Annotated in this window: 33 protein-coding genes; 22 read left to right on the top strand and 11 right to left on the bottom strand. The window is 41.4% G+C overall.

Features of this window, described 5'->3' with window-relative positions:
- Nucleotides 1–46: 46 nt before the first annotated feature.
- Entirely contained in the window at nt 47–2,221 is a 2,175-nt protein-coding gene (locus POV27_RS05755; RefSeq protein ID WP_272861789.1) for a TonB-dependent receptor, read from the bottom strand.
- A gap of 271 nt (nt 2,222–2,492) precedes the next feature.
- Between POV27_RS05755 and POV27_RS05750 the strand changes: the two genes are divergently transcribed.
- The 5 genes from POV27_RS05750 to POV27_RS05730 all read left to right on the top strand — a co-directional run bounded on the left by POV27_RS05750 (nt 2,493) and on the right by POV27_RS05730 (nt 5,735).
- Nucleotides 2,493–2,990, top strand: coding sequence for a hypothetical protein (locus POV27_RS05750; RefSeq protein ID WP_272861788.1), 498 nt, complete (start codon nt 2,493–2,495; stop codon nt 2,988–2,990).
- A 176-nt stretch (nt 2,991–3,166) separates the two neighbouring features.
- The gene (locus POV27_RS05745) at nt 3,167–3,763 is read left to right on the top strand and encodes a YdeI/OmpD-associated family protein (protein WP_272861787.1); all 597 of its coding nucleotides are present in this window, start codon (nt 3,167–3,169) and stop codon (nt 3,761–3,763) included.
- A 6-nt stretch (nt 3,764–3,769) separates the two neighbouring features.
- Entirely contained in the window at nt 3,770–4,870 is a 1,101-nt protein-coding gene (locus tag POV27_RS05740; RefSeq protein WP_272861786.1) for an adenylate/guanylate cyclase domain-containing protein, read from the top strand.
- Nucleotides 4,871–4,902: 32 nt separating this feature from the next.
- Nucleotides 4,903–5,247: a hypothetical protein gene (locus tag POV27_RS05735; protein WP_272861785.1), complete on the top strand. Its 345-nt coding sequence runs from the start codon at nt 4,903–4,905 to the stop codon at nt 5,245–5,247.
- 20 nt (nt 5,248–5,267) lie between these two features.
- Entirely contained in the window at nt 5,268–5,735 is a 468-nt protein-coding gene (locus POV27_RS05730; protein WP_272861784.1) for a hypothetical protein, read from the top strand.
- 73 nt (nt 5,736–5,808) lie between these two features.
- Here the strand turns inward: POV27_RS05730 and POV27_RS05725 are convergent, their stop codons facing one another.
- The gene (locus POV27_RS05725) at nt 5,809–7,086 is read right to left on the bottom strand and encodes an NAD(P)/FAD-dependent oxidoreductase (protein WP_272861783.1); all 1,278 of its coding nucleotides are present in this window, start codon (nt 7,084–7,086) and stop codon (nt 5,809–5,811) included.
- Nucleotides 7,087–7,213: 127 nt separating this feature from the next.
- Between POV27_RS05725 and POV27_RS05720 the strand changes: the two genes are divergently transcribed.
- Nucleotides 7,214–7,708 (top strand): RNA polymerase sigma factor, encoded by a 495-nt coding sequence (locus POV27_RS05720; RefSeq protein ID WP_272861782.1) that lies wholly within the window; start codon nt 7,214–7,216, stop codon nt 7,706–7,708.
- A 4-nt stretch (nt 7,709–7,712) separates the two neighbouring features.
- Nucleotides 7,713–8,354, top strand: a complete 642-nt coding sequence (locus POV27_RS05715; protein ID WP_272861781.1) for a hypothetical protein — start codon at nt 7,713–7,715, stop codon at nt 8,352–8,354.
- On the opposite strand, the gene POV27_RS05710 is transcribed toward POV27_RS05715, so the two are convergent.
- Both POV27_RS05710 and POV27_RS05705 read right to left on the bottom strand, forming a co-directional pair.
- A complete protein-coding gene (locus POV27_RS05710; protein ID WP_272861780.1) occupies nt 8,351–9,154 on the bottom strand; it encodes a lysophospholipid acyltransferase family protein in 804 nt (267 codons plus the stop codon). The two genes, POV27_RS05715 and POV27_RS05710, sit on opposite strands and share 4 nt — an antisense overlap.
- Nucleotides 9,155–9,236: 82 nt before the next feature.
- Complete coding sequence (locus POV27_RS05705) at nt 9,237–9,878, bottom strand: NUDIX hydrolase (RefSeq protein WP_272861779.1); 642 nt, start codon at nt 9,876–9,878, stop codon at nt 9,237–9,239.
- Between the two features lie 2 nt (nt 9,879–9,880).
- Here POV27_RS05705 and POV27_RS05700 point away from each other — a divergent pair, with 2 nt between their 5' ends.
- Nucleotides 9,881–10,612, top strand: a complete 732-nt coding sequence (locus POV27_RS05700) for a peptidylprolyl isomerase (RefSeq protein ID WP_272861778.1) — start codon at nt 9,881–9,883, stop codon at nt 10,610–10,612.
- On the opposite strand, the gene POV27_RS05695 is transcribed toward POV27_RS05700, so the two are convergent.
- Together POV27_RS05695 and POV27_RS05690 are read right to left on the bottom strand one after the other, a co-directional pair.
- Nucleotides 10,613–11,227 (bottom strand): trimeric intracellular cation channel family protein, encoded by a 615-nt coding sequence (locus POV27_RS05695; RefSeq protein WP_272861777.1) that lies wholly within the window; start codon nt 11,225–11,227, stop codon nt 10,613–10,615. It abuts the gene before it with no gap.
- Nucleotides 11,224–11,943 (bottom strand): RDD family protein, encoded by a 720-nt coding sequence (locus POV27_RS05690; protein WP_272861776.1) that lies wholly within the window; start codon nt 11,941–11,943, stop codon nt 11,224–11,226. Before POV27_RS05690 ends, POV27_RS05695 begins: the two co-directional genes overlap by 4 nt.
- Before the next feature lie 24 nt (nt 11,944–11,967).
- On the opposite strand from POV27_RS05690, the gene POV27_RS05685 reads away from it, so the two are divergent.
- The 9 genes from POV27_RS05685 (at nt 11,968) to POV27_RS05645 (ending at nt 20,295) form a co-directional block, all read left to right on the top strand.
- Nucleotides 11,968–12,954, top strand: a complete 987-nt coding sequence (locus tag POV27_RS05685; RefSeq protein ID WP_272861775.1) for a stage II sporulation protein M — start codon at nt 11,968–11,970, stop codon at nt 12,952–12,954.
- Nucleotides 12,951–13,694 carry a hypothetical protein gene (locus POV27_RS05680; RefSeq protein ID WP_272861774.1) on the top strand — a complete coding sequence of 248 codons (744 nt, stop codon included), beginning with the start codon at nt 12,951–12,953 and terminating at the stop codon, nt 13,692–13,694. Before POV27_RS05685 ends, POV27_RS05680 begins: the two co-directional genes overlap by 4 nt.
- On the top strand, nt 13,694–14,905 hold the full coding sequence (locus POV27_RS05675; RefSeq protein WP_272861773.1) for a DUF4350 domain-containing protein: 1,212 nt from the start codon (nt 13,694–13,696) through the stop codon (nt 14,903–14,905). The genes POV27_RS05680 and POV27_RS05675 overlap by 1 nt, the downstream gene beginning before the upstream one ends.
- Before the next feature lie 2 nt (nt 14,906–14,907).
- Entirely contained in the window at nt 14,908–16,041 is a 1,134-nt protein-coding gene (locus POV27_RS05670; RefSeq protein ID WP_272861772.1) for an AAA family ATPase, read from the top strand.
- Nucleotides 16,042–16,053: 12 nt separating this feature from the next.
- Nucleotides 16,054–17,385, top strand: coding sequence for a DUF58 domain-containing protein (locus POV27_RS05665; RefSeq protein ID WP_272861771.1), 1,332 nt, complete (start codon nt 16,054–16,056; stop codon nt 17,383–17,385).
- A gap of 16 nt (nt 17,386–17,401) precedes the next feature.
- Complete coding sequence (locus tag POV27_RS05660; RefSeq protein ID WP_272861770.1) at nt 17,402–18,166, top strand: arylamine N-acetyltransferase family protein; 765 nt, start codon at nt 17,402–17,404, stop codon at nt 18,164–18,166.
- A gap of 73 nt (nt 18,167–18,239) precedes the next feature.
- Entirely contained in the window at nt 18,240–18,668 is a 429-nt protein-coding gene (locus POV27_RS05655) for a hypothetical protein (RefSeq protein ID WP_272861769.1), read from the top strand.
- A gap of 112 nt (nt 18,669–18,780) precedes the next feature.
- The gene (locus POV27_RS05650; protein ID WP_272861768.1) at nt 18,781–19,221 is read left to right on the top strand and encodes a DUF2141 domain-containing protein; all 441 of its coding nucleotides are present in this window, start codon (nt 18,781–18,783) and stop codon (nt 19,219–19,221) included.
- A 138-nt stretch (nt 19,222–19,359) separates the two neighbouring features.
- Complete coding sequence (locus tag POV27_RS05645) at nt 19,360–20,295, top strand: hydrogen peroxide-inducible genes activator (protein ID WP_272861767.1); 936 nt, start codon at nt 19,360–19,362, stop codon at nt 20,293–20,295.
- Between the two features lie 28 nt (nt 20,296–20,323).
- Here the strand turns inward: POV27_RS05645 and POV27_RS05640 are convergent, their stop codons facing one another.
- The 5 genes from POV27_RS05640 to POV27_RS05620 form a co-directional block, all read right to left on the bottom strand.
- Nucleotides 20,324–20,521 carry a hypothetical protein gene (locus POV27_RS05640; protein ID WP_272861766.1) on the bottom strand — a complete coding sequence of 66 codons (198 nt, stop codon included), beginning with the start codon at nt 20,519–20,521 and terminating at the stop codon, nt 20,324–20,326.
- A gap of 129 nt (nt 20,522–20,650) precedes the next feature.
- Complete coding sequence (locus POV27_RS05635; RefSeq protein WP_272861765.1) at nt 20,651–21,448, bottom strand: TIGR00266 family protein; 798 nt, start codon at nt 21,446–21,448, stop codon at nt 20,651–20,653.
- 93 nt (nt 21,449–21,541) lie between these two features.
- On the bottom strand, nt 21,542–21,928 hold the full coding sequence (locus POV27_RS05630) for a hypothetical protein (RefSeq protein ID WP_272861764.1): 387 nt from the start codon (nt 21,926–21,928) through the stop codon (nt 21,542–21,544).
- A 77-nt stretch (nt 21,929–22,005) separates the two neighbouring features.
- The gene (locus tag POV27_RS05625; RefSeq protein WP_272861763.1) at nt 22,006–22,482 is read right to left on the bottom strand and encodes a hypothetical protein; all 477 of its coding nucleotides are present in this window, start codon (nt 22,480–22,482) and stop codon (nt 22,006–22,008) included.
- Between the two features lie 34 nt (nt 22,483–22,516).
- Nucleotides 22,517–22,972, bottom strand: coding sequence for a DUF4442 domain-containing protein (locus POV27_RS05620; protein WP_272861762.1), 456 nt, complete (start codon nt 22,970–22,972; stop codon nt 22,517–22,519).
- A 189-nt stretch (nt 22,973–23,161) separates the two neighbouring features.
- Here POV27_RS05620 and POV27_RS05615 point away from each other — a divergent pair, with 189 nt between their 5' ends.
- Genes POV27_RS05615 through POV27_RS05595 form a run of 5 tightly spaced genes read left to right on the top strand, consistent with a single transcriptional unit; the run spans nt 23,162 to nt 26,769 of the window.
- The gene (locus POV27_RS05615; RefSeq protein WP_272861761.1) at nt 23,162–23,698 is read left to right on the top strand and encodes a DUF4870 domain-containing protein; all 537 of its coding nucleotides are present in this window, start codon (nt 23,162–23,164) and stop codon (nt 23,696–23,698) included.
- Nucleotides 23,682–23,861, top strand: a complete 180-nt coding sequence (locus tag POV27_RS05610) for a hypothetical protein (RefSeq protein ID WP_272861760.1) — start codon at nt 23,682–23,684, stop codon at nt 23,859–23,861. The genes POV27_RS05615 and POV27_RS05610 overlap by 17 nt, the downstream gene beginning before the upstream one ends.
- Nucleotides 23,862–23,873: 12 nt before the next feature.
- Complete coding sequence (locus POV27_RS05605) at nt 23,874–24,212, top strand: PadR family transcriptional regulator (protein ID WP_272861759.1); 339 nt, start codon at nt 23,874–23,876, stop codon at nt 24,210–24,212.
- Nucleotides 24,209–26,029: a PspC domain-containing protein gene (locus POV27_RS05600; RefSeq protein ID WP_272861758.1), complete on the top strand. Its 1,821-nt coding sequence runs from the start codon at nt 24,209–24,211 to the stop codon at nt 26,027–26,029. The genes POV27_RS05605 and POV27_RS05600 overlap by 4 nt, the downstream gene beginning before the upstream one ends.
- A gap of 11 nt (nt 26,030–26,040) precedes the next feature.
- Nucleotides 26,041–26,769, top strand: coding sequence for a head GIN domain-containing protein (locus POV27_RS05595; protein WP_272861757.1), 729 nt, complete (start codon nt 26,041–26,043; stop codon nt 26,767–26,769).
- Nucleotides 26,770–26,803 lie beyond the last annotated feature (34 nt).

Below are 26,803 nucleotides of genomic sequence, written 5' to 3'. Positions count from 1 at the left end.
AAAAGAATCCTACCGAACTGTAGAAAATCGAGACTGAATTGTAATCCTATAGATTATCCAGCTGATTGTCGGTTCCATCTTCACTTATCGTCATGAAGAATCCGACGAAGAAAAACTGATCTGCTGCCGGCAACAACGCTCTTCTGTTGAAGTTTCCATTCACATCGGCAGTACTTGCATATTGATATCCGTTAATGTTGTTGAATCCGAATACATTGTTCACAGAGAAGTACAAGATCTTCTGTTGCGAAATAAGGTAGGCCCAGTTTACACTCGTACTATTGTAGTCACGGGTCTGCTCTTGCAAAAATCCTGGGATATTGGGATTGGTATAGGAACGACCACTTCCGTATTGATGGCTAAACCCTATCTGACTCTTCCAATCGCTAATGAACCATTTGGCCACTACCGAAAGATTATGCGTATTGGCAAAGGGAGGTCGGGTTCTTTCCGGATAGTTGTTGAACTTTCGCTCACTATCCAAAAACGAGTAGCTTATCCAGTAATCCACGTTCTTGATGGAATTGTTATCCCTCCAGAAAACATCGATTCCCTGTGCATATCCGTCACCACCATTTCCGTAATTACTGTCGAAGGTGGGATCTTGCGTATCATAGGTAATGAGACTACTATATTCTTTTCGATAGGCTTCTGCACGGAATATGCGGTTTTTGGCTGAGTACTGATAGTTTAGGATATAATGCTGTGTCTTTTGCGATTCTAAATCCTGTTGAAATTTTAGGATATCATTAAAGGGTTGCTGATAGAAATCCCCATAGGCCAAAGATATCTGGCTGGACTTCCCTGTCTTGTAGGCAATAGAAGCTCTTGGAGAAATCGTTGCATCATCGAATAAAGCACTGTACTCCCCACGAACCCCAAGCTTCATGGCAAATTTCTTGGAGAAAATGATATCCCCCTCTGCAAATACAGCTGAAATATCATTATTAAATCCGTAGTTGGCCTGTGCAAAAGGATTTTGAAAATCCTCATCGAAGTCCGTGAAGAACTGCTCAGCACCTACGCTCAATTTGAATCGATTGCTAAAACGCTTGCGCAATTTCAGTTTTAAGTGAAACGACTTTTCGGTATTGTCGATATCGCTATCTATAATTCCGATATCATTTTTGCTGTAGGTAAAGCTTCCTCCTCCACGAATTTTCCAGCTTTCCCCTAAATCACCACTGTAACTGGCATTGGTGTAGAAGTTGTTGTTGTTCAGTTTGAAATTAAGTCCGTCCTCTAAATTGATATCTTCTTGGGTCAATTCAAAGTTGGTGCCATCGAAAGCGGCATACCACTTCAATAATCCCTTATCAAATTTTCTTCGAAACACGGTCTCCCCGGCATACCCTTCAAAAGGTTTCTCCCAGTCGTTTCTATCGGGAAAGGCAGCAATGTAAGGTGCCAAGTTGATATAGGTCCCATTAAAACTCAAAGAACTTTTCTCCCATTTTTGGGTATTTCCTAAAGAAGCTCCTACACTCATCGCACCAATATCTGTCTTTTCCTGGTCGGGTTCGTCTATGGTATTCAATAATAATACGGAAGAAAGTGCTTGTCCATACTCGGCAGAGTATCCTCCTGTAGAGAAGGTAATTCCATCGAATAGGAATGGGCTATATCTTCCTCGCGTCGGTATATTATTGGTGGTGGGTGTATAGGGTGTAAATACTCGAATCCCATCGATAAAGATTTGGGTTTCCCCAGCATCTCCACCACGTACAAAAAGACGTCCATCTTCAGCTACCGTTGTAGTTCCTGGTAGCGTCTGCAAAGCACCTACAAAATCCCCCAGAGCACTGGCCGTGGTAACCACATCTAAAGGCTTCAACACAGATACTTTACTATTGTCACCCGCTTCAAAGGTACCAGCAGAGATCACAACGGTATCCAAGGAATTCACATCTTCCTTAAGGGTAATGGACACGTTCTTAAGCTGACTCACATCGGCAGCCATCATAAAGGTTTCGTAGGTAACATAGGAGATGACCAAGGTCTGCACCCCAGTTTCCTCGGTTGTGAACGAAAATTTTCCATTGGCATCGGTGGAGGCTCCATCGTAGGTTCCATCAAGGTATACATTGGCTCCCAGAACGGGGGTTCCATTTTTCTGAAGTACGGTCCCCGAGATTTCAGATTGGGCATACACCCCAAAAGAAAAGGTGGACAATAATAAAAATAGTAAGAAGGTAATGGTTGTTTTTTTGGCGGGTTTCATTTTTCGAGCTATTTGTTTCATAGGTCAAAGATGCAATGGTTCCGTTACATCCATTATATGAATCTTGCTGAATTGTAGTTTTCCATGGATGAATTGTAAAAACCAAGATAAGGTATCCCATTTTAAATAATCCATTAGGCTCGAACTGCCCATGTATCGCTACTTTTCCTACTGTTTAATTGTTCTTTATTTCTGGTCAAACCTCAATCTTTATTAGCTAAGAATCAATAACTTCATACTATTATTAACCCTACAAAAAATTTTATCCATCATGAAAAAATTCATTTATTTATTTGCCGTCTGTTTACTTGCCTTAACCATTGTAAGTTTCTCGATCGACAATCGCAATGACTTCGAAATCCCAGAAGATCCGGCCACCGAGTATGTAAGCGTTTTCGCAAAAGATTTTCTATGCTCACTTAACAATGACGCTTTGGAGAATCGGTTCGAAACGCAATTTCATACATTCCTAGCCGATGTCATGAAAGTAGATGTTCATTTTAATGACACAAACGGTTATTACTATGCCGTTCACGGAATCAACCCCAATGGAGATACCGTAGTTGAGTACTTTAAGACTACGGCCGAAGAAGTGTCTAACAATGAGTACAACTACATTGAAATGAATGCCGACACTATGGAAGCCATTAGCAAAGGAGCTCAAGCGTGCAGGGAAGGTACTTTCCCTTTCCCTAACGGTTTCTGCAGTCAGTTCAATTCTGGAGTAATTTGCGGTATCGTAATCAATGGGTACTGTCGCTATTATTAGTGGTAAGAACTTTTAAACAAACCTTCATGCTCCCGCTTCGGCGGGAGTTTTTAGTTTACATACTTCTTTGGGTGAAATGTTTAAAGTATTTTTAACCCAGGACCCTATTCCTTTTTAATAGAACCCAATGTAAATAGTTATATTTAGCTTTTATAAAACACCTATACCCTACAACCATGCAGTATTCAAAAACCATTGAAGAATATATATCGAAACATCCCGATTGGAATTCGGAAATCCAAGAATTGCGGGATTTGCTTGCCAAGACAGAACTCAATGAAGAAATTAAATGGGGCGCACCTACCTATACCTTAAATGGAAAGAATGTAGTGGGTATTGGCGCTTTTAAGAATCACTTAGGGGTTTGGTTTCACCAAGGGGTGTTTTTAAAAGACCTTAAGAAGAAATTGGTCAATGCCCAAGAAGGTAAAACCAAAGGCTTACGACAATGGCGTATGGAAAAAGGGGAAGCCATAGAGGGTGATGTCTTACTGGATTACGTACAAGAAGCCATAGAGAATTGTCTGGCCGGAAAAGAAATTAAACCCGAACGTAAAAAAGGAGTGACCATTCCACCAGAATTGGAAGCAGCATTCGGAAAAAATACATCCTTTAAAACCGCTTTTGGCAACCTCACCCCAGGAAAGCAGCGAGAATATGCCGAATACATTTCCGAAGCCAAACGGGAGGCCACCAAAATGAGTCGCCTAGAGAAAATCACCCCGATGGTTTTGGACGGTATTGGTCTAAACGACAAATACAGAAACTGCTAATCCTGAATGGGTTTCTTCAGTAATAGAAGGGTTCGGTTCTATGCCAACAGGGCATTTTGGATCTTGATCGCATGGGTGCTTATTGCCAACCTTATCTTTTTCTATGATTTTATTTCACTTTCCAATGCCGGAGCGCTGAGTAGTGATTACGATTTTACCTCGGCCTTCTTTGCCAATTTGGTCGTGGCCATATCTGCCGGCGTGATCGGAGGACTACTTACCGTAAACCTCATGGAATATTGGTTACGGAAGTACGCTTTCTGGAAAGCTTTGGTGCTTATCGTATTCATTTACTGTGCAACTTCCATCGTCATTAGTCTTATAGGTGCGGCCTACTTGGCCAGTGTCGATTTTCAACTTCCCATGTGGAACGAAGAAGTCATTGAGGAAGCAGGCTTTATCTTTGGTGATTGGCGCTTTCTAAAGAACTTTATCATTTGGTTGTTCATTGTCCTCTGTACGCTCATTGTATTAATGATCAATGACAAGTACGGCCCCGGTGTGTTTCGCGATTATCTCTTGGGAAGGTATTTTCAGCCCAAACGCGAGCGGCGCATCTTTATGTTTGCCGATATTAAAAACGCCACGGGAATCGCAGAAACCTTGGGCGAAGAGAAGTACTTTCATCTGCTAAAGGATTTCTTTAAGGATATTGGTCCTGCTATAGTACGAACCCGTGGGGAAATCTACCAATATGTAGGCGACGAGGTGGTCATCACCTGGAAAATGAAGCAAGGATTAAAAGACGCTAATGCATTGAGTTGTTTTTACATCATGCAATCGCTTATCGCCAAAAAAGCGGATCGGTATATGAAAAAGTACAATGTGGTTCCTGAGTTTAAGGTTGGGTATCACTTCGGATCGGTCATGGTAGGCGAATTGGGGCAGATAAAACGAGACATTGCATTTTCTGGAGATGTTCTCAATACTGCTGCCCGTATACAGGCCAAATGCAACGAATTGGGAGTTTCCATTCTTTCTTCAGAAGATTTTTCGAATGTACTCCCAAGCCTTCCAGAGGGCATTGTTAGAGAACCCTTAGGCAAGCAAAAACTAAAGGGCAAGGCTTCCGAAATTGGTTTAGTGACCTTTCGGAACGAAAATTGATGCCCTAATTCCATCACATAAAATTCTTCAACATGAAAACAGATCTTTACACTAAGACGTTATTAACTATTATTGCCGCATGTTTAACCTTCAACGTAGCCAAAGACCTAGAGTTGGTACCGAAAGCCTATGCTGCCGAAAACAATGTGGAAACGAACAATCTCTCTGCTCCAGTAGAAACTATCGACGTTCGAATTGTAGATATTAACACCTACGACGAATTGAACGTAAACATAAAAAGTGTGGATACCTACGATGAAATGAAGGTGAATATAAAGAGCATCGACACCAGCGACGAATTGGATGTAAACATCGACGAGATTGGTGGAAGTTGGATTACCAATGGAAACCCTATCCCAGTGACTATAAGGCAATAAGGCAATAAGCCATTATACATTTGAAAAGATTATTTTACCTCGGGATTTTGGTACTCGCCTGCTGTTCTGAATCGCAAAGAAAAGACTTTGTTGAAAAAGAGCATAGAGACTTAATAGTCTATGATTATGATAAGTTAATTCGCGAAAATCAATGTGAGTTGACCAGAATTGAAAAGGATAGTATCATTCTCTTTAAGTATAAAAACTTAGTTGACTCTACAAAGAATATGGTATTTAGCTTCCTAAAATATAAAGACCTACTATATTTTGGGCCTAATGAATTTACTTTAAAGGAAAGGAAATATCTAGTAAAGGAAGTAGCATTCGATAAATACGAGACGGAACCGATTGTAGATGGTATGGGTCCAATCCTTTTCAACGCTAAATATGGAATTTTGGTTATGGAAAATGGATGGGGAAAACAATTTCATTATCTAAAGGAGAATGGCCCATGGAATCTCGAACTGCCAATACTGTATGATTTCTAAGAAATAGGGAAATAAGATGTATTACCAATAATGTTAGTTCATTGTGGTATCAACAAAACTGGAGTTGAAACATTCAATTTTTCGGTCTAAAAGGCCTTATAATGAGTCGTGCCGCTCGATCGTAGTTAATGTAGTTATAGGTCCAATTGAAAAAGGTGACCACCCTATTACGGAAGCCCACCAAGAACCAAAGGTGTACAAACATCCATAGGAACCAGGCGAAGGCACCGCCAAAGGAACGATTGCCGATATCACATACCGCCTTGTTCCTCCCAATGGTTGCCATGGTCCCTTTATCGAAATACACAAAGGGTTTCATGGCCCTTCCCTTCCACGAGGCTTTTAGGTTTTTCGCCAAATGTTTCCCCTGCTGAATCGCTGGCTGTGCCACCTGTGGATGTCCTTTGGGGTAGACCTCGGTTTCCATATAGGCAATATCGCCCAAGGCAAAGATGTTTTCATACCCATCTACCTGACTGAATCTATTTACCTTATATCTATTGGCTCGATCCAACAAGGCATCCCCTTCTATTCCATTAACCGGTGCCCCAGTAACCCCAGCAGCCCAGATAAAGGTTTTCGTTTCGAAGGTTTTACCATCTTGTGTTGTGACGGTCGTACCGTCATAATCTTTTACAAAGGTGTTAAGATGTACATGTACTCCCAACTTCTCCAAAGAACGATCGGCGTTTTTTGAGGATTTTGGTTGCATGGGTGCCAATACGCGATCCGATCCTTCTACCAAATGCACCTCCATATCCTCCTTTTTCAACCAAGGATAATCGTTATGCAAAATTCCTTTTCTGAATTCGGCAATGGCTCCGGCCAATTCCACTCCTGTAGGTCCTGCACCCGCAATAACAAAATTTAAGTATCGTTTTTTCTCCTCTAGGGTTTCAGAAATGTCTGCTTTTTCAATATTCTGAAGGATCAGACTTCGAATATTCAGTGCTTGGGGAACACTTTTCATGGGCATACTATGGGCCTGGATGCTCTCATTTCCGAAGAAATTCGTCCTCGTACCCGTTGCGATGACCAGATAATCAAATGACAGGTTTCCAATGGGAGTTTGCACCTCTTTCTTTTGAAGGTCGACAAAGTCCACCCCTGCCATCCTGAAGTGAAAATTGGAATGTTTCCTGAAAATTTTGCGCAGCGGATAAGCAATGGAATCGGGTTCCAATCCAGCGGTAGATACCTGATACAAAAGGGGTTGAAAAGTATGGTAGTTTCGGCGATCGAACAATACGATCTGAGCTTGGGCATTTCGTAGATTTTTAATGAACGAAATACCCGCAAATCCTCCCCCTATCACGACGATTCGGGGTAATGAGGTTTCGGGAATATTCATATGGGTAAGTTGTACTACAAATTTACGATCCGATGGCCTAAAATGATATTTTTTAATGCTATTTTTATCTTAATTTGTAACAATTAATGGCAACCCTCCACTAATTAGACAAGCTAACAAAATAACATTGACCAAAGAACTAGAACATAGTTTTGTGAGCCAGTTAGAGCAAAACCAAAACATTGTGCACAAGATATGCCGTTTGTATACCCACGACAGTGAGTCGCACAATGATTTATTTCAGGAAATAACCATCCAGCTCTGGCGTGCTTATCCAAAATTTAGGGGTGATTCCAAGTTTAGTACTTGGATGTACCGTGTGGCGTTAAATACCGCTATTACGCTGTATCGTAAGAATAAGCGCAAGGTACAGACCCAAGATTTTGAAGGTATCAGCTTTAAGATGACTTCGGAAGAGTATGACAGTACGGTCGAAGATCAGTTAAAATTAATGTACGACGCTGTAAAGACGTTGAACGATATCGACAAAGCCCTTGTATTCCTTTATTTAGAGAATAAGAATTACAGGGAAATTGCGGGCACTTTGGGTATAACCGAAGTGAATGCAAGAGTTAAAATGAACCGAATAAAAGAAAAGTTAAGAACTATATTGAACCCTTAATACCATGGATCAACTAGAAGCATTAAAAAAGGAATGGCAGTCCAGGGAGCAGGTGTTTCCAAAATTCACGGCCGAGCAGATCTACCCCATGCTCTTGAAAAAATCCTCGTCCATCGTTAAATGGATCGTCATCATAAGCATATGCGAGATCGCCTTCTGGACTTTATTGACCTTTTTAATTCCCGATTCCATTAATGAGTTCAACAACGAAATGGGATTAAAAACCATTTATACTGTACTCAATATCATAAGCTATACGGTAGTAGCCGTTTTCATATATCTCTTCTATAGAAATTATGTAAAAATTCAGGTTACCAGTACTGTTAAGGAATTGATGGGGAATATCTTGAGAACTCGTAAGACGGTCCGTTACTTTGTGTATTACAATATAGGTATGGCGGCTTTACTTATGATAGGGATCAATATCTACTACTACTTCAACAAGGAAAAATTATACGAACTCTTCGCCCAAGATGAGCTTCCGGGAGTTCCACCTGAAGCCTTCTTTTCTTCTTTCTTTATAGGACAATTCGTGGCTGGAGTAATATGCCTAGGATTGCTAATGCTATTCTACTGGCTCCTATATGGACTATTGATGAAAAGGCTAAAAAGGAATTACAACGAATTGAAAAAAATTGAGGTTTAATACCTCCACTGGCGGGTTTTATTAAGCTCTTCCTCTTTCTTCAACTCTTCCTGTGAAATCACTTTAAGGAAAGATGGATGCTGCTCTATGGCATACTCCAATTGCTCTACGATTTTCTCGATGGAATCGTTTTCATAATCGATTTCCAAAGGCTGTTTGATTTCCATAGATTGGAGAATTCCGCGCTTCTTGATTCGGATTCCCTTTCTATCGAATGAGCGCCTAAATCCATCGATTACAATGGGAACAACAATAGGCTTGTTCCTTTTAATGATATGGGCAGTTCCTCTGCGAATGGGTTTCCAAGGTTTGGTGGTCCCCTGTGGAAAGGTGATCACCCAACCATCTTGCAAGGCCTTGGCAATGTTGCTCACATCGCTCATCTTCACTTGCCGATTTACCTCTTTACCTTCGGACCTCCAAGTTCTTTCAATACTCACAGATCCGGCATAAGCCAATACTTTGGGTAGCAATCCAGCTTTCATGGTTTCTTTGGCGGCTACAAAATATACGTTGAGTTTGGGCCTCCATAAATAACCTATGTTTTTAATACTGTCTACCCTACCGCTTAAGCTCGCATTGAACACATGGAACATGGCCACCACATCTGCAAAATAGGTCTGGTGATTGGAAACGAAAAGCACATTGTTTTCTGGAAGGTTCTTGATAATTTCACTGCCTTCAATCTGCAATTGATTAAAGCCCTTAAAGCGTCTGTGCGTCATGGCTCCCAATATGCGGATTAGCCACAGTTTCAGGAAAAGTATATGTCCAAAAGGGTTTTTTTTGAATAGCCCCATACGATCGATCTATTTGGATTCTGTCGTCCTGCCTAAGCAAAAGATTACAAAATCGGGCGGTAAAGATACTAAAAAAGCATACTTAGGCCAGTATTTTCAGTATTTCACGTACCTCATTGAGCATCATGGCCGTAGCTCCCCACACAATATGTCCCTGTAATTTGAAAGCAGGGACTTCAATATCTATTGCATAACTGGTTGATACTGTTTTGGTCACCTTAGCAGCCTCAGCCGTAAACTCACTCAGTGGAACTTCTATTAAAGCTTCCACCTCATCTTCTTGAGCCACAAAATGCGGCGTAGTCTCTGAAATTCCCATGAAAGGTTGCACAAAAAAATTGCTGGGCGGAATGTAAACTTCAGTGAGCTGCTTTAATACGGTGACATCCTTCATAGGAACACCCACTTCTTCTTCGGTTTCACGCAGTGCCGTTTGTTCCATAGAGGTATCTTCTTCTTCAATCTTACCCCCTGGAAATCCCACTTGGGCAGAATGCACCCCCTTATAGGTTTTCCTGAGAATTAGAATGAAATAGGTCTCTCCCTCTTCATTAGGGTAAAACAAACACAGTACCGCTGCCTTCTTTGCAGTTTCCATCTCTTTTGCCTTTCGCTTCAACTCCAGCAAACGTTGTATGGGAGCCATTCGCAGGTGATATTCCTCCCCGGGAAGCTCCATTTTTTTTACATTTACAATCTGTTGTAGAAATTCTGAAAATTGCATTTATGAAACTATGGTTTTCCTTGTTCTGTATCCTGTGTATGCTTTTTGCAAGTTGTGAAGATAACAAAAAGCAATCCCAAGAAAAAGCACCTGTCGTAAAAGAAGTAAAGGAAGAAAAGCCAAAGGACTCGGTTCCAGCAGAGAAGAAAAAAGAAAGTTTGGTTACCGATCCTTCCTATCCTAAAATCACCAACGAAAATGCGGTGGAATTCTTCACAGCATACGGAAAGGAAAACCCAGAAACTAAAGTACGCGTCTCCACCTCCTATGGGGATATTGACATAGAACTCTACGAAGACACTCCCCTACACCGTGCCAACTTCATCTATCTGGTAAAACAGAATTATTTTGAAAACACGTTCTTCCATAGAATTGTTCCTAACTTCATCATACAAGGAGGAAATAGCGATTTAAGAACCACGCCGCGAAAGCGTCATATATTGGGGAAAGATTATCTCCTTCCTGCCGAATTGGGCAATGGGCGAAAGCACAAATACGGAACTGTATCGGGTTCTAAAGAATATCGGGAAAATCCAGACAATCGGACCGCCCCCTATGAGTTCTTCATCTTCTTAGGACCACAATCTTCTACAGGGCACCTCAATGATAAATATACCATCTTCGGCAGGGTTACCAGTGGAATGAAAGCGGTAGAAACTATTGCCAACCTTCCACATGACGAAGGCGATTGGCCGTTGCAAAATGTGTATATCTCAGTAAAGATTATAGAGTAATCAGTCTTTCTCTGCACTGTAAATACTCGGCAACGAAAGATTGAACAGTACCGCCAACAAGCGAATAGCAATCACAATACCCCCCGAAATAAATACAATGAAGTCCTGCGACAAACTGGTTTCCAACAACAGAAAGTAAACAGTTCCTCCCAAGATACAGGCCGTGGCATAGATCTCCTTTCGGAAGATGATCGGGATTTCATTACATAGAATATCACGTATCACCCCACCAAAACAAGCGGACATGGTCCCCAAAGCGATACAAACCAAGGGTGGTAGATCGGCCGCGATTCCCTTTTCCACGCCAATGACGGTATACAGGGCAATTCCAATGGTATCGAACAGAAAAAGGGATCTGCGTACGTAATTCAGTTTTCTTCTAAAAATAATAGCCACTATGGTGGCTCCTACGATTACATAGACAAAAGTGAGATCACGCATCCAAGTAACGGGTGCGTCTATTAAGATATCCCGTAAGGTTCCTCCACCCAAAGCGGTTACAAAGGCAATGATGAAGATACCGAAGAGATCAAGTCGCTTCTTCATAGCGACCAAAGCCCCAGAAACCGCGAAGGCAATGGTTCCCAATATGTCTATGAGAAGGAAAAGGCTCACATCGCTTGGGTATAGTAGTTGTAATCCTTTAAAATGGTATCGATGAACTCGATATCGTTGCTATGCTTGCGTTCCTTGATTTCGGCCACTTCCATGATTTTATTCCGTAGCTTGATAAGCGTTGGATAATCCTTGGCATCCCTTGCATTGGTAAACGTTTCTTTAATGATTCTCGCATCATTATCGGAAAGCTTAATAACAGTAGGATAGGTAGGCTTAAATCCTTCCTTCAAATTTTCAAGTATGGTATGACTAATATTCACCCGATCCCTAAGTGAAATTACCGAAGTCCCTGTGGCCATATCCCCTATTCGTTGGCACTGTTTGGTAAAGGCAATGAAGAAGAAACCAATTCCGAAGATATACACATCTACGATACGGAAAAACCAACGCACCACATAATCGGTCAAGGTCGCTTGATAGCCATCAATCTTAACCACCCGTATTTTCATGGCCTTCTTACCCAGGGTTTGTCCTCCCAACAGCAATTCGAGCACCAGTGTATAGAAAATAGCAGGTAAACTTAAAATTGAATTAATGGCTATCTGGGACCATTCGTCCATGTTTTCGAAGGCACCAAAAAGATTCCCAACAAGGATTAAATACCCCCATTTTATAGCAACATCTATGATATACGCCAACAAACGTTCCCCCGCTCCCGCTGCTGTGTAATTTATTTTCACATTTTGGGTGGTGTTAATTTGTATCTCTGCCATATTCTTTCTTAATTTAACTCGCTTATGAGGGAGGTTGCATTTATCAAGCAAAATAAAGAAAAATGGCTCAGCTTTGAAAAGGCGATTTTTAATAATGATTTCGAGGATTCGGATCAGTTAGCCTCGCAATATGTCCAGATAATCAACGACTTATCTTACGCCCAGACCTACTATCCCAAAAGTAAGGTGGTCATCTACCTTAACCAACTTGCTGCAAAAGCCTTCCAAAACATCTATAAAACCAAGCGGGAAGACTCCAATCGTTTTATTCATTTTTGGAAAACCGAAGTTCCGTTATTGACGTATCAGTACCGAAAATACATTTACATAGCCTTTATCATTTTTTCCCTTTTTACGGCCATTGGAGTAATTTCTGCAGCCAATGACGGAGAATTTGTACGCTCTATTCTGGGTGATTCATACGTAGACATGACCTTAGAAAACATCGAAGCTGGAGACCCCGTTGCGGTGTATAAAAGTGGAAGCAACTGGGGAAGCTTTATTGGCATTACCCTAAACAACCTGAAAGTTGGCCTAATTGCCTTTATCCTAGGGGTATTTGGTGGAATAGGAACTCTTTGGGTACTCTTCCGAAATTGCGTTATGTTGGGCTCCTTCCAATACTTCTTTTACGATAAAGGAGTGCTTTGGGAAAGTGTTCGGGGGATTTGGATTCATGGTTCTATGGAAATCTTTGCCATTGTCATTGAAGCTGCTGCTGGATTGATCCTAGGAGCGAGTATTCTCTTTCCGGGAACTTATTCGAGGATGGAATCCTTTAAAAACGGTGTGAAAGTGGGGGTTAAGATTCTTATTAGCACCTTTCCCTTTACATTTTCTGCTGGCTTTTTAGAAGGTTTCGTAACCCGATATTCCAACGTCATGCCTAATTGGCTTTCGGTAGGAATCATCCTCACTACCTTGGGTATAATCAGCTATTATTATCTGGTCTATCCCTTCAAAGTGCATCGACAAACACAGAACGAAATGCTTAGTGCGGATATGTTATGAAACGGAACCTATTTTTCATACTTGTCCTAATAGCAACCTTATTTTATACGGCATCCCCTTCTTATGCTCAAAATACAGGGGATACTTCCATTGATACCGAACGCAAGTTCGATGACGATTTTAAAGAACGGTATTCTAACAATCGTTTTAATTATGAGGGAAAAGAAGTAGTTCGTAATTCGAGAAATGGCAGTGGACGTTTTGCAGAATTCGATCCAGAGGACAAGCCCAAACTCGAAGAACAGAACAATGAGACTGTAATAGAAGTCGACTCTCCGTTTTCAGGAAATATCATACAGTGGTTACTTATTATAGTTCTGGTCATTGCAGTACTCTATCTCATCTTTGTTTTATTGAACGATGGAGGCCAAGGCCTTTTTTCTTCCAAACGTGATCGCAAAATAAATGGTGAAGAGGAACTTACCGTCGAAAATATTGGGCAAATCGATATCCGGTCCCTCATTCAAAAGGCAGAACAAGATGGAGATTATCGCTTGGCCATTCGGTATTACTACATTCTCGTACTTAAAACCTTGAGCATAAACAATTTTATTAAGCTCGAAGATGATAAAACAAACGAAGAGTACTACGACGAAATAAAATCGCAACCCTTCAGCAAAGGCTTTTCCTATACCTCATACTTGTACAATTACATTTGGTATGGTGAATTTCCCATTAACGAGTCGCAATACGGAAAGGCGAAGGGTAATTTCGACAATCTCATAAAGAAAGTGGCCTAATGAAGAAAACCTACATTATCATAGGGATCATTGTGGCGCTTATCGTGGTGTTGGCTTCGCGCATGGATATTGGCCTAACGCGAACCGTAGATTGGGAAGAGTCCTTCGATGAACGCTCCAACAAACCTTATGGTGTACGGGTGTTCTACCGAGAACTGGACCGCCTTTTCGAAGGAAATAAGATTCGTACCATCTATCACCAACCTTCCAGTTATTTTTATGCCAATTCGGAAGATGGCTATGGTGACCACGTGGCCAAAGGCACCTATATGATTATAGGCAACAGTATGTATTTAAGTTTCGAATCGGTAGACGAATTGCTAACGTTTGCTTCTGAAGGAAATACACTCTTCATTTCAGATTATTACCTTCCTGGGAACTTGGCCGATACCCTAGGGTTGGACGTAGATTATGCCATTAATGAAAAGGATAGTATTTCAAAACTTAGTTTCGAGAATCGCTCCCTTCAATCGAGTAATACCATTATTGATAAAAACGAGGGTGACTTTTTCTTTGCTGAAATAGATAGCACCAGCCATACCGTATTGGGCTATACCGACAATAAAAAGAAAAGGATCAATTTTATAAAGGCTCCTTTTGATGAAGGGAACATATTCATTCACCTTCAACCCAAAATATTCACCAATTATAACTTGCTCAAGGAAGACCGTTTTACGTATTCCGAAGGAGTACTGTCCTACCTTCCAGACGAAGACATCTATTTCGATTCCTTTATTAAGTACGAAACCCCATATGGTGGCGAAGTAGAACAGGATTCGGAACTGAGTTGGTTTTTGGAACAAAGAGCATTCCGTTGGGCTTGGTATTTTGCCTTGCTCTTGGCATTATTGTTTGTCATCTTCAATGCAAAACGAAGACAACGGATTGTAGAAGTGGTCAAACCTTTACAAAACACCACAGTTTCCTTTGTAAAGACCATTTCGAACCTATACTTCGAAACGAAGGACCATGAAAACTTGATACTGAAGAAAATGGCCTACTTCTTAGAACGCATAAGAACCGAATACAATTTGGATACCGAAGTGCTGGACGAGGAATTTATGGAAAAACTCTCCCTAAAATCCGGAGTGAAGAAAGAGAAAGTGAGCCAGGTTATTAAGTATATTAGTTGGTTGCAAACAAAACGACAGTTTTTTGAAAGCAATCTCATTACACTCAACAAGTACATAGAAGATTTTTATTCGAGATAATTATGGAAGAACACAAAGAACCCACACCGCAGAACGAATCGGTACAACCATCACAGACTCCCCAAGAGTCGGCGCAAGAAGTTACAGGGGCCGAACAAGCCACTCCGGTTCCCGATATCCCTTCTGCTCCAGAAGTTCCCGCTCCAGCCGCGAACGTGGGTGCCGATTTGGAGTTTAAAAGCCGATTGGATTTAACCGAGCTAAGAAGCAATGTACAGCGTATTCGCGACGAAATAGGAAAAGTGATTGTAGGTCAAAACGATATGATCGATATGCTCATTGCTTCCCTATTGGCCAAAGGACATTCCCTTATTGAAGGGGTTCCGGGTATTGCGAAGACAGTATCTGCCAAACTATTGGCCAAAACGGCTTCCGTTGGATTCAGTAGAATTCAGTTTACGCCAGATTTAATGCCCAGTGATATCTTAGGAACTTCGGTTTTCAACCTTAAGAATTCTGAATTCGAATTCAAGAAAGGACCTATTTTCTCGAATATGATTCTTATCGATGAGATTAACCGTGCTCCTGCCAAAACCCAAGCGGCCCTTTTTGAAGTGATGGAAGAACGGCAAATCACCATGGACGGAGAGCAATACGACCTAGATCCACCTTTCATGGTATTGGCTACCCAAAACCCCGTGGAACAGGAAGGAACCTATCGTCTACCGGAGGCACAATTAGACCGTTTCCTATTCAAGATTAATGTCTCCTATCCCAACCTGGAAGAGGAAATAGAGATATTGAATCGTGAGCATAGTTTGGAAGGTGGCGCTAAGACCGAATCGATCAATTCCTTTTTAACCGCCGATCAGATCGCAAGGTATCAAGAACTGGTTTCTAAAATTTATATTGAAAAGAACCTGCTTTCGTACATCGCGCAAATCATTGTAGCAACACGTAACAATCAGTTTCTATATCTAGGAGCTTCGCCTAGGGCTTCCATTGCGATTCTTAAGTCAAGTAAGGCATTCGCCGCTATGAACGGAAGGGATTTCGTAACCCCAGAAGACATTAAAAAAGCCGCCGTACCGGTATTACATCACCGTGTGATTGTTACGCCGGAACGTGAAATGGAAGGATTAACCAGCGATAACATCATAAAACAAATTATCGAAGTCACCGAAATACCAAGATAAAAGCATACCAGATTGAATTTCTTTAAATCACTCTACATACGACCTATATTTTTCTTCGCCAATGCTGGCGTGGTCGTGCTTTTTATACTCAGTTATTTCGTCCCCATTCTTTTTGGAATCGCGCAACTTACCATTTTGGCCTTGCTGCTTGTTTTCTTTATCGACATGCTCTTTATCTTTGTAGGGAAAAATAGAATCGAGGCTTCCCGCGTGCTGCCCGAGAAGTTCTCCAACGGAGATCCTAATACCATTTCTATTGAGCTTCAGAATAATTATCCTTCGCGGATTTTTTGCGAGATTATTGACGAGGTCCCTATACAGTTTCAGAAGCGGGATTTCAACATGAAAACGAGCATTGCCCCTAGGGATACCATGACGCTCCAATACAGCCTTACCCCAAATGATCGTGGGGAATATCATTTTGGTGCCTTGAATGTCTATGCGATCTCGAGACTGGGCTTTGTAGCCAAAAGATTTCGGTTCGATGCCAACGCCATGGTTAAAACCTATCCTAGTTTTAAGCAATTGAAGCGCTTCGAACTCATCAATGTGAATCGGAATTCCCATGAAATCGGACTTAAAAAAGTACGACGGGTAGGCCACAGCATGGAATTTGAGCAAATCAAGGATTATGTAATCGGGGACGATCTTAGAACCATTAACTGGAAAGCCACAGCCAAGAAAAACAGTCTGATGGTAAATATGTTCCAGGACGAGAAATCACAACCCATTTACTGCCTTATCGACAAAGGTCGATCCATGAAAATGCCCTTTAATGGTCTAAGTTTATTGGATTATGCGATTAACTCTTCTCTAGTGATTAGCAATATTGTACTGCGGAAACACGATAAAGCAGGGATGCTTTCTTTTTCCAAAAAGGTAGAGAATGTAGTGGTGTCCGATAGACGAAGCCATCAGATGCAGATGATCTTGGAATCGCTTTACAATGTGAAAACCGATTTTTTTGAAACTGATTTTGGTCGTCTCTACACCCACATCAAACAACATATTACCCACAGAAGTCTGTTGCTGTTATATACCAATTTTGAAACCATGGACGGATTGGAAAGACAGCTACCCTACCTAAAGGCACTGGCCAAAAACCATTTGCTCGTGGTTATTTTCTTTAAGAATACAGAGCTTACCAAATTGGTAGAACAACCAGCTGAAACACTACGACAAGTGTATGATAAGGTGATTGCCGAAAAATTCGCCTTTGAGAAACGACTAATCGTGAACCAATTGAAAAAATACGGGATCTATTCCATTCTTACTTCTCCAGAAGACCTGACTGTAAATACCATTAATAAATACTTGGAGATAAAAGCAAGAGGTTTATTATAAAGACCTCCATACCAAAATGAACATCGAAAACTACGTAAAGCGTTTTAATTACGAAGGTGACATTGCACCCACCTTAGATGTTCTTACCCATCTACAGGAGACTCATCTTCTAAATGTTCCCTTTGAGAATCTGGATATACACTATAAGACCCCTATCCTTCTGGATTTAGATAGGATATATCGAAAAATAGTGGAAAGACGACGAGGTGGCTTTTGTTATGAACTGAATGGCCTGTTTTACCGTTTACTGCGCGCCATAGGATTTGAAGCGAAAATGATTTCCGCACGTGTATACAGTGACAAAAAAGAGGACTTCGGTGCAGAATACGATCATTTGGCGATAATCGTAACCATAGATGAAATAGAGTATCTAGTCGATGTAGGATTCGGAGAGTTCGCCTTTCGACCCTTGAAGTTTGAAATGAACAAAGTTCAATCTGATTCCAGGGGAGATTTCATCTTCGAAAATCACGAAAATGGGTATATAAAGGTTTCGAAAATAACGGGAGAAACAAAATCTGCTGAATATATCTTCACCAAGCAAGAAAGGTCATTTCAGGAATTTGGAGGAATGTGTCACTACCAACAAACCAGCCCGGATTCGCATTTCACACAAAAAAAACTCATTACCCGCCCAACACCAAAAGGACGTATCACCCTTTCGGGAACTATATTGAAAATAACGGAAGACGGAGTAACGATGAAGGAACAGACTTTCGATGAGACGGAATTCGGAATGTATCTAAGGGAATGGTTCGACATGGATGAGTCTTCCCTTTAGGAGAGTGACTAATTTCAGAAGTTCATTATGGACGTTACATTTTGGCTTCTAATTCGTTGAATAAACAATGGGAATGTTGCAATTCATAGACCGCATTAAAGCCAATAGACTTTTTGTATTCCTCTATTGGGCGACCAAAATCTCCTTGGGATTAGGGTTTGTGCTTTCGGGCATTCGCAAGTTACCTGGAGTTAAGTTTACCGCTATAGGTACAGACAATCCCATTGGTCTCTTTTTCGAAGGCATGTACCAAACGGGTTTTTATTGGAACTTCATTGGGTACTATCAAATAGCTATTGGGTTTCTCCTCATCACACCATGGCTAAAGAAACTATCTCCCATACTGGCCTTTCCTGTTACCTTCAACATATTCTTGGTTTCGGCCTCCTTACACATGCGAGGAACTCCTGTTATTACAAGTGCGATGGTATTGGGCAATCTGTTTTTAATGCTTTGGCACAGTAGAAGTTACCTTCCCTTATTTCAGAAAAGCACTCCATAATTACAATTGGGAATCTAAAATTGACAGTTCGGTTATTTTTTATTTCCTAAGGTGGTAAATCTTTTCACTTTTGAAGTGTAAAACTCAAAACAAACACTTTAAAAACGACAATATGAAAACGATTTTGACCACATTCGCCCTTATCATTTCAAGTTTATTTGTAAATGCACAATCCGACGCCGTTGCAGAAAACACAGATGGAAATGGAACCTCTATTACCGTAAATGTTCCTGTACCCAGTACCGGTGGAAAAGTAATCTTTGGACTTTACGATGAGGACACCTTTATGAAAGCAGCACCTTTGCAAGGATTGGAGAGTGACATCGTAGACGGTAAGGCCACGATAACTTTTACAAACGTGGTACCGGGAATTTACGCCATCACATTATTTCATGATAAAAACGACAACAAACAGATGGACTTTGAACCAAACGGAATGCCTAAGGAAATGTACGGTGTTTCCAATAACGTTATGAACTTTGGTCCTCCACAATGGAGCGACGCTAAATTCGAAGTAGCCGATGCTCCCCTAACCTTAGAAATAAGAATGTAAGTCTTTGCATCCCTCCTGCTCTTAAACGACCCTGCTTAGTTCAGGGTTGTTTTTTGTTATAGACATATCTTAAATCGTTATGGCTCTCTATAGATTTCATCGATAACTCTTTGCTATCTTTGTAGAAACCGAACAACCATGACCATAACGCAACTTAAATATGTGTTGGCTGTAGCCGAACACAAGAATTTCACCAAGGCTGCGCAAAAGACCTTTGTTACGCAGCCCACATTGAGCATGCAGATACAGAAATTGGAGGAAGAGCTGGATATTCTCATCTTCGATCGCAGCAAAAAACCCATAGAATTAACCGCTGTGGGGCAGAAGATCGTAAGTCAGGCCAAAAGCATCGTGAATGAAGCAGAACGCATGCAAGATGTCGTAGACCAAGAAAAGGGGTTTATTGGCGGGGAATTTAAACTGGGCATCATTCCCACCATTATGCCTACCCTACTTCCCATGTTTTTAAAGACCTTTACGGTTCGCTATCCCAAAGTGCAATTGAAGATTGAGGAATTGGCTACCGATGAGATCATCGCCAAACTCCTCGATGGACATTTAGATGCGGCTATTGCCGCCACGCCACTCTATCAGGACAAAATAAAGGAACGTGCCTTGTATTATGAGCCTTTTGTGGGATATATCCCCGAAAGCCATCGATTGTACGGCAAGGATAAGATTGAAAGTACCGATCTGGAAATAGACGATATCCTGTTATTGGAGGATGGCCATTGCTTTAGGGATGGCGTAATTAATCTGTGTAAAGCTTCAAAATTGTCCAAGGACGATAAATTCCAGTTAGAAAGCGGGAGTTTCGAGACTTTGGTAAAGCTTACCCACGAAGGATTGGGGATGACCCTATTGCCGTTCTTGCATACTTTGGATATTTCGGAAGGGCAACAAAAAAACCTAAGATACTTTAAGGAACCTAGCCCGGCTAGGGAAGTAAGCCTTATCTACAATAAAAGCGAATTGAAAATGCAAATTATAAATGCCCTGTATGACGTGGTTTCGGGCATAGTGCGCGGAGCCATTCGTTTTCAGGACGTGAAGATCATAAGTCCTGTAAAATAAAGAAGGCCTCCTGTCGGAGGCCTTTCTTTTATTCTTTTAGGTAAATTAAACATTGATTTAATTGGGGGTTCTGCTGGATGAGGGAGTTAACCCAAATTTTCAACTCCTCAATTTCATGGGGGAGAAGTCGTTTCATCGCTTTTTTCAACTCCTTGCAGAACAGATTTACATCAAAGCTAACTTTTTTGAGGACGGCTTTGGTGTAATCGAACATTGCTCTAGCCATAGTACTTAATTAGAGTTAGGTTACGTAGTTGTTTTAAATAAGCGTGAGATTTAAAATTTGATGTTTAAATATAACTAAAAAAAATCAAACGAATTTCCCACTCTAGAAAATTCCTACGTTAAAGAATGGTTAAAAATTATCCCCGTCCAAGAGATCGCCCAAACCACCTAAGATGCTCCCTTCTCCTTTATCCTTTCCGCCCCCTCTAGGCGCCGCTGCCCACACTCTTTTTGCTAGTCTACTAAATGGTAGCGACTGCACATACACCGTACCAGGCCCGGTTAGTGTGGCAAAGAACAGACCTTCCCCGCCAAAAAGGGTATTTTTAATTCCACCCACGAATTCTATGTCGTAATCTACGGTTTGATCGAACCCTATGATACACCCCGTATCTACCTTCAAGGTTTCTCCTGCAGCCAATTCCTTTACAGCGGTAGTTCCACCAGCATGTACAAAGGCCATTCCGTCCCCTTCCAGCTTCTGCATAATAAAGCCTTCGCCACCAAACAGTCCTCGACCTAGTTTCTTGGAGAATTCAATTCCTACGGACACGCCTTTAGCGGCACATAGGAATGCATCTTTTTGGCAGACAAACTTGCCACCAAATTTAGAAAGGTCTATGGCTATGATCTTACCAGGATAGGGCGAGGCAAAACTTACCCGCTTCTTCCCCATTCCGGTATTGTAAAAGGCCGTCATAAATAGGCTTTCCCCAGTTAACAATCGTTTTCCAGCCCCAAATATCTTGCCCATAAGGCTGGAGTCTTTTTTGGATCCATCTCCAAAGATGGTTTCCATTTGTATGCCGCTATCCATCATCATAAAGCTTCCGGCTTCGGCCACGACCCCTTCGTTGGGATCCAGTTCTATTTCTACATATTGCATTTCTTCGCCATAGATGACGTAGTCTATTTCGTGTGCTGTCATGTTGCTGTGCTATTTTTTAAGATTAGAAACACTTATTGGTAGTATTATCATTCGCTTAGTTACAACTAGGGGCCATATTATTGGATGGGTCATTTATTGTTGAATGGATTTCTTATACATACGCTCATTAACAAAGAATATGACAATGCCGATGGCTATCCAGCCCAATAAGAATTTATTTACCCAGCCCCCGTCATGGTAGAGAAATTCAAAGTAATTCTCCTTTGCTTTTCTGATAAACTCAATCGTTAGGCTAAACCCCGCCAATACCATAAAGATAATAAAAGCAAGGTTGAACAACCTTCTACGAACCATCTCTCTAGTATCCACAAAATAAACAAGGGAAAGAAAAAAGATAACGGCGGCAAAGGGAATTCCTATAAGTTGTCCTCCATGGGAATAAGCAGTTAAGATGTAGCCGAAACGAAAACAATAAGCTATGGCTATGACTGTAATTGCAATAAGTAGTACTTTTCTCATATAAGAAACCGCTTCCCGCTCCTAATAAAGGATATACTATCAAGATAGGAATTCCTAGAATTTATAGGTTGTTGTAATTACTTCAACCCATTAATCAATTTCCTGAAATGTGGGTAATAGATTCTACCCCACATGGGATACTTTTCGAATTCGAAAACCTCTTGGGTTCCAGCATCAACAACTACAGGAATAGAGAATCCCGCCCATTTCTTACCGGATTTTAGCTTTCGGCAATATTCTTTGGCTCCTTCGGTAAGATTACTCGAAATGAGCACGGATATCACCCCTACCCCAGATTGCAGCCCTCTGGGCCAGCCTTTGTAGTTGTTCTTTGCAAAAGCAAAAGATTGGGATAGGTGACTTTCAATGATCGATTCATTTATTTCTTGGCTTCCATAATCGGTGGCGACAATGAAGGTATTTAACTGGGTGGCCATCCAGCTCCATTTGAATTTCTTTTCGTACCCTACAACACTTGGGTTGTTTGCAATTTCTCCCTCGGAATGAAAAATTGAGGAGGCCTGAAGTTTCTCTTTGATGGATTGGATATTCATTTTGCTGTTTTTGAATTGGTTAGCATAGACAAAGTTACGATTTCCGCTTCACGGTCCATTCAAATTCAAACTCGGAAACGATATCACCATCTCGGTCCTTCCCAACGGCTTTCATCCAGCAGGTAACCCCTTCTCCTGTTTCCACGGTTTTTTCGATAGCCTCTTTTATTTTCAGTCCATCTTCGCACAAAAAGGTAATCCGTCCCTTCGCTTTTTTCGAAAAGGTCGCCTTGTTATTGGCCACCAACATAGACACCCGCGCTTTGTTTTCTCGTATATAGGACATGACTAAGGCACCCGTACTTAGTTCGGCCGCCATTCCCTGCACCGCCCAAAACATGGATTTGAATGGATTCTGGTTGATCCACTTATGCTTTACCGAAGTAACACAATGGGCCTCTGAAATCTCCTTGGCCCGAACTCCGGCAAAGTAAGCCGAAGGCAGTTTAAACATGGTGAATTTATTGATCTGTGATGGTTTTAGTGGCATAAACAAAGGCTTTTCACGAAGATATTCCTTTATTCCGTGGAAAGGAAACAAAAATAACTTCCTTATTAACATCCCTTGTTTTTCAAGGGTTTAAGTATTTTAATTTGTTAAAATAATGTTAATATTTAGTACTATGCGTAACATAATACCTGATTTTAGACATATATTTGCATAAGAAAATAATAGACAATGGAAACTACTCCGACCGAAAACGAAAAAAATGTAGCTGCAGCCATGCACCTGTCCACCTTTACCAAATACATATTTCCCTTTGGAAATTTTCTGGCTCCATTATTATTATGGACCACTAATAAGGACAAGCCCTTCGTAAGAGAACATGGAAGGCAGGCCATCAATTTTCAATTAAGTATCCTCCTATATTCTTTGGCTATTGGTATCGTTTGCCTTCCCTTTTTCGTGATTTTCGCGTCGGATTTCACTGGTCTGGTAGAAGTAATAGACGATCACGTTCACGACATTACCATTCGTAATGTAGAGAATTTATCCAGTTACCTCGTATTGTTCCTAGTAGTAGCTGTATTACTGTTCGGAGTATTCGTATTCGAACTGTACTGTGTGATCCAAGGAACGCTCCATGCCAATAAAGGACAATTATATAAGTACCCGTTGAGTATTCAATTCATCAAAATCAACGAAGACGAACAAGAACAAGAAGAAGAATCACAATCATCAATAAATCAATCAGAAAATGAGCACGTTAGTTAAATTAATCATGGCCCTGGTCCTCAACATTGTTTCCCATGGGGAAATAGACCTTACCAAAGATACCGCTTCCCATGGGCAGCAGATCGAGGGCACTTATACTGTGCAACAACTCAACCCTCATTACATTATTACGAGAGACGAAATGTTGTCTCAGTTAAATTAATCTAGAGTACGTATGAAAATCGAAAACACAAAAGCACAAATGCGAAAGGGGGTACTGGAGTACTGCATCCTTTCCATCCTGAAAGATGGGGAGGCCTACACCAGTGACATCCTGGAAACCCTGAAGGACGCAAAAATGCTCGTGGTAGAAGGGACCATATATCCCTTGCTCACCCGCCTAAAGAATGCCGGGTTGCTTAACTACCGCTGGGAAGAGTCCTCCAGTGGCCCACCGCGTAAGTATTATGAACTCACCGAAACAGGGAAATTATTTTTAAAAGAATTAAACACTACTTGGAGTGAATTACAACAAGCAGTAAATCGTGTAACCAGCTCAACCACTATAAAATGAACAAAACAGTTAATATAAACCTTGCAGGTACCTTTTTCCACATCGATGAAGATGCTTTTGGAAAACTACAACGCTATCTGGAGGCCATTCGCAAATCACTAAGTGACCCACAAGGGAGCGATGAGATCATTAAGGACATCGAAGCCCGTATTGCCGAGCTATTTTCAGAAAAGCTGGAAAGAAGCACCCAAGTGGTCACACTAAAAGAACTGGACGAGGTTATTTCCGTGATGGGACAACCCGAAGATTATATGGTGGATGAGGAAATTTTCGAAGACGCACCTCCGCGTTCCCAAAAACGTGCGCAGGCTTCGCACAAGCAACTATTTAGGGACGAAGACAATAAGTTCATTGGAGGGGTTTCTTCCGGATTGAGTCATTACCTAGGCTTGGATGCTGTATGGGTACGACTTATCTGGATCCTACTTACCTTGTTTTCCAGTGGTTTCTTTATCGTGGTATACATCCTATTCTGGATCCTTGTACCTGCGGCCGTTACCACCTCGGAAAAACTTAAAATGACTGGAGAACCCATAAATATCTCCAACATTGAAAAAAAGTTCAAAGAAGGATATGAAAATGTCTCCGAAAAAGTAAAAAACGTAGACTATGACAAATACGGGAATAGAGTTAAAAGCGGGACTTCCGGTTTTTTCGATACGCTCGGTAGTGTCCTTCTTACCCTTTTCAAAATATTTGTCAAGTTCTTTGCAGCGATATTAGTATTTGTAGCTATCGTAACCCTCATCAGTTTGATCATTTCCCTATTCTTTGCAGGATCCATAGACATCTGGGGACACGGAGATTGGGTAGATTTTTATAACGTAGGTTTTGCTTCGGACGGACCATTATGGTTGGTTTCCCTACTTACCTTATTCGCAGTGGGAATTCCATTCTTCGGATTGCTGATCCTAGGGTTGAAATTGCTCATCAACAATTTGAAATCCATAGGAACACCCGCCAAAGTCATCTTGTTTGTGGTATGGTTGGCATCCCTTATAGGATTGGGTATTTTGGGAATTCGCGAAGCTACCGAAAGAGCTTTCGATGGAGAGTTTACGAGTGAATATGCACTTCCCGCAAAAGCAGGTGACACCGTAAAACTGAAAATGGTGTCCAACGAGAACTATGAGTACCAACCCCGTAGAAGAGGAAGATTGACGTTAGAATATGACGAGAATGACGAAAAGATCCTCTACTCTACCGATGTTCGCCTTATCGTAAGATCAACTACCGATTCTGTGGGAAGGCTCATCATAGAGAAGCGCGCGGAAGGTAGTGACTACCTGTCAGCCAAGGAAAGAGCACAGGCCATTGATTACGATTATAACTTCGATGGCGAAACCTTAGCCTTAAATGCCTACCTCACCACCGCTGCCGAGAACAAACTTCGGGATCAGGAAGTAGAAGTTATCGTGTACTTACCTGTAGGAACTATTATCTATGCGGACAATAATACGTATACCTTCCACAGAAACGATTCGTACTACAGGGATATCCTGGACAATGGGGACGAAGAACAATACCTTATGATTGAAGACGGAAAAACCCGTTGTTTGGATTGCCCAGACAAAGATGAGTTCGATTCTTCCAGCAAAGATGATAAGGAAGAATGGGAAGAGGATTGGGACGAAGAATGGGATGAGTCTGGTGGATTCTACATTAAAGACGAAAACGGCGACTTCATTAAGGTGAACCGTAATGGTTTAAAAATAAAGGATAGCGATGGTGACAAGGTAATTATCGACACCACCGATGGAATCCAAATAGAAGCCACAGACGAAACAGATACACTAAAAGTTAATATAGGAAACTAAAAACGAATAAAATGAAATCAATCAAAATCATAGCCCTAGCAGGTATCACACTTCTGGCAACAGCATGTAATTTCGACATCAATTTTGGCCAGACCAACGGAAATGGAAACGTTCAAGTAGAAGAGCGCCCTGTAGATAGCAATTTCGACGAAGTAAAAGGTAGTGCTGGTTTAGACGTATACCTTACCCAAGGCGATGAAGACAAGATCGTCGTAGAGGCAGACGAGAATCTACATGAGCTCATAGAAACCGAAATTGTAAACGGAGAATTAAGAATCGGTGTGGTTTCTGGACAGAACATTGGCCGAGCTAAGGCTAAGAAAGTACATGTTACCTATACCTCTATTAACTCCGTAAGCGCTTCCAGCGGATCCGATGTCATTGGAAACTCCGTGATTAAAAGTGAAAACATGTCACTTAGGAGTAGCAGTGGTGCCGACTTGGAAGTAGAAGTTGTAGCTAAAGAACTTCGCATCGATGTAAGCAGCGGTGCCGATATTAAAGTATCGGGTAGAGCTTCCAACCTAATTGCCGAAGCCTCCAGCGGAAGTGACCTAAAAGCCAAGGATCTTGAAACCAAGACCTGTAGAGCCAATGCTTCCAGTGGAGCCCATATCGTAGTAAATGTGCGCGATGAAATTAACGGACGTGCTTCCAGTGGTGGTGACATTCGCTACTACGGAGACCCAACTGCCGTTTCGGTAAAAGATGGAGTTTCTGGAAGCGTACGAAAAATGTAATTACGAGAAGGAAACAACCCAACCAATAAAAAAG

Origin of the sequence: Aureisphaera galaxeae (assembly GCF_028561275.1) — a bacterium.
GTDB lineage: Bacteria > Bacteroidota > Bacteroidia > Flavobacteriales > Flavobacteriaceae > Aureisphaera > Aureisphaera galaxeae.
The sequence above is the reverse complement of the archived record's forward strand: the minus strand, read 5'-3'. Positions and strand labels throughout refer to the sequence as shown.